7 protein-coding genes are annotated in these 6,952 nt (G+C 52.1%); 4 read left to right on the top strand and 3 right to left on the bottom strand.

Annotation, left to right across the window (positions count from 1 at the left end; all coding sequences use genetic code 11):
• Positions 1-150 precede the first annotated feature (150 nt).
• Positions 151-2,505 carry a heavy metal translocating P-type ATPase gene (locus tag WMO20_RS14085; protein WP_349187270.1) on the bottom strand — a complete coding sequence of 785 codons (2,355 nt, stop codon included), beginning with the start codon at positions 2,503-2,505 and terminating at the stop codon, positions 151-153.
• Positions 2,506-2,578: 73 nt separating this feature from the next.
• Positions 2,579-2,935, bottom strand: coding sequence for an ArsR/SmtB family transcription factor (locus tag WMO20_RS14080; RefSeq protein ID WP_015536701.1), 357 nt, complete (start codon positions 2,933-2,935; stop codon positions 2,579-2,581).
• 232 nt (positions 2,936-3,167) lie between these two features.
• On the opposite strand from WMO20_RS14080, the gene WMO20_RS14075 reads away from it, so the two are divergent.
• From WMO20_RS14075 to WMO20_RS14060, 4 genes are read left to right on the top strand one after another with little or no spacing between them, the layout of a single operon-like run.
• Entirely contained in the window at positions 3,168-3,695 is a 528-nt protein-coding gene (locus tag WMO20_RS14075; RefSeq protein ID WP_005935827.1) for a DUF6921 family protein, read from the top strand.
• Positions 3,683-4,222, top strand: coding sequence for a hypothetical protein (locus WMO20_RS14070; protein WP_005935830.1), 540 nt, complete (start codon positions 3,683-3,685; stop codon positions 4,220-4,222). The genes WMO20_RS14075 and WMO20_RS14070 overlap by 13 nt, the downstream gene beginning before the upstream one ends.
• On the top strand, positions 4,219-5,772 hold the full coding sequence (locus tag WMO20_RS14065; protein ID WP_005935834.1) for an FAD-binding protein: 1,554 nt from the start codon (positions 4,219-4,221) through the stop codon (positions 5,770-5,772). The genes WMO20_RS14070 and WMO20_RS14065 overlap by 4 nt, the downstream gene beginning before the upstream one ends.
• The gene (locus WMO20_RS14060) at positions 5,769-6,470 is read left to right on the top strand and encodes a succinate dehydrogenase/fumarate reductase iron-sulfur subunit (RefSeq protein ID WP_015536699.1); all 702 of its coding nucleotides are present in this window, start codon (positions 5,769-5,771) and stop codon (positions 6,468-6,470) included. Before WMO20_RS14065 ends, WMO20_RS14060 begins: the two co-directional genes overlap by 4 nt.
• Positions 6,471-6,514: 44 nt before the next feature.
• Here the strand turns inward: WMO20_RS14060 and WMO20_RS14055 are convergent, their stop codons facing one another.
• Positions 6,515-6,766 carry a DUF6061 family protein gene (locus tag WMO20_RS14055; RefSeq protein ID WP_015536698.1) on the bottom strand — a complete coding sequence of 84 codons (252 nt, stop codon included), beginning with the start codon at positions 6,764-6,766 and terminating at the stop codon, positions 6,515-6,517.
• Positions 6,767-6,952 lie beyond the last annotated feature (186 nt).

Below are 6,952 nucleotides of genomic sequence, written 5' to 3'. Positions count from 1 at the left end.
ACCGAAGTCACGCCAAATCTTCCCCATTTCGGGAGCTTTTGCAAATACTGTTTTATGGGAACTCTGCTACGGGGAACTCCCTGCCTTACTTATCGTGTGTGGATTTTTGCAGGGTGCGTCCGGCAGGGCGCACCCTGTTTTTGTTTGTGCTTATTTCTTCAGAATCCGCATTGCGTTCAGAACAGCGATGATCGTGACACCCACATCACCGAACACGGCTTCCCACATACCGGCCATGCCGAGTGCGCCCAGAACAAGGAACACGCTCTTGATGCCAAGAGCAATCACGATGTTCTGCATCACAATCCGTTTCGTAGCCTTTGCAACATCAATGGCTTCTACAAGTTTCGATGGTTCATCTGTCATCAGAACAACATCCGCAGCTTCAATCGCGGCATCCGAGCCAAGACCTCCCATGGCAATGCCGACATCTGCACGGGCAAGAACAGGGGCATCGTTGATGCCATCGCCCACGAAGGCGAGTTTGCTTCCCTGCCGTTTCTGCTTATCCAGCATTTCCAGCTTTTCGACCTTCTGGTCGGGCAAGAGCTGTGCATAATACGCATCCAGACCAAGTTCGTCTGCCACCGACTTGCCGATTCGCTCATCATCGCCGGTAAGCATAACAGTTTTTTCCACGCCAATCTTTTTCAGCTCTGCGATTGCGCACTTGCTGTCCGGCTTCACTTCATCTGCGATCAGGATACAGCCTACATAGCTACCATCCGCTGCTACATAGCACTTTGTTCCGGCTGCATCGCAAGCGGCATAGGCAATCTTTTCAGATTCCATCAGCTTACTGTTGCCAGCCAGTACCTTCTTTCCCTGCACCATAACGCTGATGCCGTGTCCTGAGATTTCCTCAAAGCCAGAGAACTGCTTCTGGTCGATTGGCTTTCCATAAGTCGCAAGAATCGACTTTGCGATCGGGTGGTTGGAATAACTCTCTGCCTGTGCAGCATACTCCAATACCTGCTCTTTCTGGTATCCGGCTGCCGGAATGATATTTGCGACCTCAAAAACACCCTTTGTTAAGGTGCCGGTCTTATCAAAGACCACCACGCTCACTTTGTTCAGTGCTTCCAGATAGTTGCTGCCCTTTACCAGCACACCGCGCTTGGATGCGGCACCAATACCGCCGAAGAAGGTCAGGGGAATAGAAATGACCAATGCACACGGGCAGGAAACGATCAGGAACACAAAACCTCTGCGCAACCACTCAGACCAGCCGCCGCCAAGGACGAGCGGCGGAATGATCGCCAACACAGCCGCCATTCCAACAACGACCGGCGTATAGTATCGTGCAAAGGTCGTGATGAAGTTCTCGGTGGGAGCTTTTCTTGCAGAAGCATTCTCCACAAGGTCAGTGATCTTCGATACCGTGGATTCCCCGAAGCTCTTTGTGACTTTCAGCGTCAGCAAACCGCTCTGGTTGATGCAGCCGGACAGGGCTTCATCGCCTTTGCGGATGCTTCTCGGCACAGATTCGCCGGTCAGTGCCTTGGTGTCCAGCATGGATTCGCCATCCACAACGATGCCATCCAGCGGGATTTTTTCACCGGGTTTTACCACGATGATCTCGCCCACCGCAACGCTTTCCGGAGAAACGACCTGCAATACGCCATTCCGCTTAACGGTCGCCGAATCCGGACAGATGTCCATAAGGTCAGAGATGGACTTTCTGGAACGCTTTACCGCCAGCGACTGGAAGAACTCTCCGACCTGATAGAACAGCATAACTGCAACAGCTTCCGGGTATTCCCCGATGGCAAATGCGCCGATCGTGGAAACACTCATCAGGAAATGCTCGTCAAACACCTGTCCTCTGGTGATATTTTTCACTGCCTGCCATACGACATCCCAGCCAAGAATCACATACGCCACAATCAGAAACGCCAGTTCCGCCAGAGTCGGCAGCTTTGCGAATACGGTCAATGCCATACCGATTGCATAGACCACAGCACCCACGGCAAGCCGTATCGTGCGCTTCTTATCCTCATCGTTATAGACCGCCGCTTTTTCATCCTTTTTGACAGGTGCAGTCGCTTCCAGCTGCTTTTCCGACACTTCAACATCCGGCTCATGGCTGTGTACGATCGTGGTAACGGTATCCAGCAAGGAAGCAGCTACCGATGTTCCAGCCTGAACAGTCAGCGTCTGGTTCATCAGATTCACGGTCGAAGAAGCCACGCCACCCAGCTCACCGACTTCTTTCTCGATTTTTGCTGAGCAGTTCGGACAATCCAGACCTTTCAGGAGATAGACCTTCGTCACCGCAGGTTCGGTCTTTTCCGACACCTCAACATCCGGTTCATGGCTGTGAACGATCGTTTCGACCTGTTCCGCCAGTGTTGCATCCGCAGACTTTTCTGACTGAACGGTCAGTGTCTGCTGCATTAAATTCACAACCGAGGATTCCACTCCCGGCAATGCTCCGACCTCTTTTTCTATCTTGGCGGAACAATTCGGGCAATCCAGACCTTTCAGGATGAATACTCTTTTCATTTTGATCTCCACTACGTTTTCTTAATTGTTCAATCGCTCAACTTAAAAGACAAAAAGATAATCGCTTGCGCGATCATCCTCTTAAATGCTCAAATCCCTTGTCGATGATCTCCTTTACATGATCATCCGCCAGCGAATAATACACGATCTGGGCCTCTCTGCGGAATTTGACCAGTCCGGCAAGCCGGAGTGCTTTCAGCTGGTGAGAGATCGCCGATTTGGTGACGCCCAGCAGAACCGCAAGGTCGCATACACACATCTCGCTCTGTTCCAGAGCATGAAGGATCTGCACTCTTGTGCCATCTCCGAACAGCTTGAAAAGCGATGCAAGCTGGATGTAGTCGTCTTTCGGCTGCATTTTGCCTTTTACATCGTTCACGATGTCCTCATGGATCACATCGCAATTACAGGTGTATAAAGAATTTGACATCAGACGTTCTCCTTGTTTTGTAGTTGAACAACCGTTCAATCATATTATATCTGCTTTTCCTCCGTTGTCAAGAGGAAAAGTTAGCATCTGCTTCCTGCGATTTGTCGTCTAACAGACCTTGACAGCCTCCTTATTTCGCATACAATATAGTTGAGTGTTTACTCAACTGCCGTATTTTGCGCAGAAGATTTTTCATTTGAACAACCATGCAATAAATAAAAGAGGTCTGCCTGTGAAAGGAAAATTCATCACTCTGGTTCTGACATTGGGATTTCTTGCCGCGTTTGGCGTATTTATGCACTCGCCGCCCTCTATTCTGGATGGGCTGACCGGTGCGACCCCGAAAGCGAAACGTGCCGCACAGATGGCCGCACCGCTGGAGGGCAACTATCTGTTCTGCATCAACCCTGCGCTGGAACCGTTTTCCGATGCGGATTTCCGGAATGATCTGAAAGCATTTGTTTCCGGTGAGACAGAAGTCCTTTCCGATGCCGGACTGCCGCACATGACGCTTTCGGTCTGCGAAACAGACTATCCCTTGCTTTGCTATGCAACGGCTCTTTGTGAACGCCTGACTGCTGCCGGAGCAGATGTCACGTTGAAGCAGTACAGCGAAACCATGCTGCGTTCCCGTGCAATCAATGGGCGGTATCAACTGCTGCTGGTTTCGGAAAATACGCTTGATGCAACAGCATTGCCGGATGCAGACATCCTTCTGCTCTCCGCAGAAGAAATGGAGGACCCCTCATGCGAAAACTGAACACCATTCTCTCCGTTCTGCTACTTTTCATCTGTCTGCTTCATGGGCTGATGGGCAGTTTTATGTTGCTGGGCATCAGTTCCGGGGCAGGAAAGTTTCTGGCATGGATCGGCGTTGGCATTCTGGCGGCGCACACCGTCCTTGGGCTTTTGCTGACCGCACAGACATTCCGGGCTTCCCGGTCCGGCGGAAAACTCTACGGAAAGCAGAATGCTCTGTTCTGGGCAAGGCGCACCAGTGGGCTTGCTATTTTGCTCATGCTCTTTTTCCATATTGGCGTGTTCGGCAGAGTGCAGGACGGCGTATACATTCTGTTTCCGTTCACAACGGTCCGGCTGCTGACGCAGCTTTTACTGGTTGCTTCGGTATTTGTGCATCTTCTGCTCAATCTCCGACCCCTTCTGGTATCGCTGGGCATCGTCCGGGATAAGGAGCAGCGCGGCGACCTCTATCTGATTCTTTCTATACTGGTGCTGTTTGCTGCCGGTTCGATCATTCTATATTATATCGGGTGGAACAATGTATGAAACACACTTTGGTGATCGTGGGTGCAGGGCTGGCAGGGCTTTCCGCTGCTTTGACTGCTGTGAAAAACGGCTGGACGGTAAAGCTGGTGTCCTCCCTTGCCTCCGAGCGGGCGCAGTCTGTTATGGCAGAGGGCGGAATCAATGCAGCCTTGAATACCAAGGGAGAGGAGGATAGCCCGGAGCAGCATTATACAGATACCCTGACCGCTGCCTGCGGACTTGCTGACCCGAATGCAGTCTGGGGGATGACGCAGGCTGCGTCCGAACTGGTGCGCAGCCTGCACCATCTGGGAGTACAATTCAACGTGACAGATGACGATGAACTCGACCTGCGGAATTTTGGCGGACAGAAGAAAAAGCGGACGGCCTTTGCACAAAGCGATACGGGAAAGCAGCTAATGACCGCTCTGATTGATGCTGTGCGCCGGGAAGAAAGCGCAGGAACGGTCGAACGCTTTCCACACCATAAGTTCCGCACCCTGCTGCTTTCCGGGAACATCTGCGGTGGCTGCACAGTGCAGGACACCTATACTGGCGAACTGCTGCGGTTTGTATGCGATGCCGTCCTGATTGCCACAGGCGGGCTGCATGGCTTATTCGGTGATACGACCGGCTCTCTTGCCAATACCGGAGAAGTCACCGCAGAACTGTTCCGTCTGGGCGTTCCGATGGCAAATCTTGAAATGATCCAGTACCACCCTACCACGGTCGAACTGGGCGAAAAACGGATGCTTCTGAGTGAGGCCGCCCGTGGTGAGGGCGGGCGGCTGTTTGCATTACGGAACGGGAAGCCGTGGTATTTCATGGAAGAAAAATATCCGGAACTCGGCAACCTGATGCCGCGTGACATCACCGCGCGGGAAGTCTGGACGGTCAGCCGTGACTATGAGGTGTTCCTTGATATGACAGAGCTTCCTAAAGAAGTCATGGAGCATAAACTTGCCGGACTGGTGGATGATTGTCAGACCTATCTGCACAAAGATATTCGCAAAGAACCCATTCCGATTTTGCCGGGTATCCACTACTTTATGGGAGGCATTCAGGTGGACGAGCGGCACCGCACTTCGATGCGGAATCTGTACGCTGCCGGTGAATGCTGCGCTCAGTACCATGGCGCAAACCGTCTGGGTGGAAATTCTCTTCTGGGTGCGATCTATGGAGGACAGATTGCTGCGGAAACTGCCTGCCGGGAAACAGTCAGTTCCCCCAATATGCCCTGTGCCGAAGAATCCCTTCTGCCCGAACTTTCCCCGGACGCTCAAATGCAGATGAATCGTATCCTGCTGAACGCACTCGGTGTCGTGCGGGATGCACAGACATTGGAAGCGGGCATTCAGGAAATCCGCAAACTGTCTGGCACCCTTCCGCTTCTGGGCTGTGCCATGCTGGAAAGTGCCCTCGCCCGAAAAGAAAGCCGGGGTGCGCACTGGCGGGCAGATTATCCCCAACGCAACGATGCCGTTTACTGCAAAACCACCGTGGCACACTGGAACGGGCAGCATATCGCCATCAGCTTTGAATCCATCCCCGAAAGGCGGCATGATTTATGAACTACACCATCCGAATCAAACGGCAGGAAAACCCGCAGGCTTCACCCTGCTGGCAGGAGTTTTCCTTTGAGGGAAGTGCGGACACCTCGATTGCTTCGGTGTTGAACGAGCTGAATCACCGCAGCCCTCTGTGCGAAAAGAGCGGAACGGTCGTTTCCCCCATTGCGTGGGAATGCGGCTGCATGATACGCAAGTGCGGTGCCTGTGCCATGCGGATCAATGGTCTGCCTCGTCTTGCCTGTTCCGTTTTTCTGCGGGACTGTAAGGGAAGCGTTGTTACTCTGGAGCCTTTGAGCAAATTCCCACTGGTGAAAGATCTGGTCGTAGACCGTTCCGTGATCTTTGAAGCACTGAAGCGGACAAAGCTGTGGCTGGAAGGAGATGCGTTCCAGACCAGCTATACGCACAGCCAGCGGTATCGATCTGCTAAGTGTCTGCTCTGTGGCTGCTGCTTGGAGGTCTGCCCGAACTTTGACCCGAACAGTGAATTTGCTGGAGCTGTTCTGCCCGTCAACGCTTACCGTATTCTGAACGAAGAACAGGATATTGCCCATCAGACAGAACTCGCAAATGCGTATCGTCAGCTTTATTTTGAAGGCTGCGGAAAATCTCTTGCGTGCCAGGACATCTGCCCAGCCGGAATCCCGGTCGAAGAACTGATGTCACGTTCCAATGCCGCAGCGGTCTGGAAGCGATAAAGTGTAAAAGGGTATGCGGTTTATAGCCGCATACCCTTTTATGCTTAATCTTCTAATCCGTGACTTCCCGCCACATTCTTCAGATACTCCTCTGGTTCGCCGTTCAGAATCAAGTCTGCATAGCCAAGCGGGTCATTGTAGATGAGATAATCTAACTCCAACCTCTGCGCCATGGTCACGTCCAATTCATCCTCGACCCCAGTGCAGTCAATGGAGATCATTCTCCCATCCCGGAGCAGAAGTTCCACGCACCCGGTGTCCATGTTGAAATGGCAAGCTCTTGCATCGTACTTTATGTTTGTGTCCTTTCTGCCTTACGGCACCTTTACAGTTGTGACTTTCGTTACGCGATTCTACTGATAAGGTTTTGGACACACAGCGGTTGGAAAGACACCTTCGTTTTGCTTTCCGAAGAAAACAAAAAATCCGAACCCTTCTCCTATCGAGAAAAGGTTCGGATTTTCATGGTTTGGTGCGGATAA

The organism is Faecalibacterium intestinale, assembly GCF_040096575.1.
GTDB lineage: Bacteria > Bacillota > Clostridia > Oscillospirales > Ruminococcaceae > Faecalibacterium > Faecalibacterium intestinale.
The sequence above is the reverse complement of the archived record's forward strand: the minus strand, read 5'-3'. Positions and strand labels throughout refer to the sequence as shown.

What these genes read in the sequence shown, in the direction of transcription:
- WMO20_RS14080 (WP_015536701.1), bottom strand. Translation starts at nt 2,935, where the DNA reads ATGTCAAATTCTTTATACACCTGTAATTGCGATGTGATCCATGAGGAC.
- WMO20_RS14085 (WP_349187270.1), bottom strand. Translation starts at nt 2,505, where the DNA reads ATGAAAAGAGTATTCATCCTGAAAGGTCTGGATTGCCCGAATTGTTCC.
- WMO20_RS14060 (WP_015536699.1), top strand. Translation starts at nt 5,769, where the DNA reads ATGAACTACACCATCCGAATCAAACGGCAGGAAAACCCGCAGGCTTCA.
- WMO20_RS14065 (WP_005935834.1), top strand. Translation starts at nt 4,219, where the DNA reads ATGAAACACACTTTGGTGATCGTGGGTGCAGGGCTGGCAGGGCTTTCC.
- WMO20_RS14070 (WP_005935830.1), top strand. Translation starts at nt 3,683, where the DNA reads ATGCGAAAACTGAACACCATTCTCTCCGTTCTGCTACTTTTCATCTGT.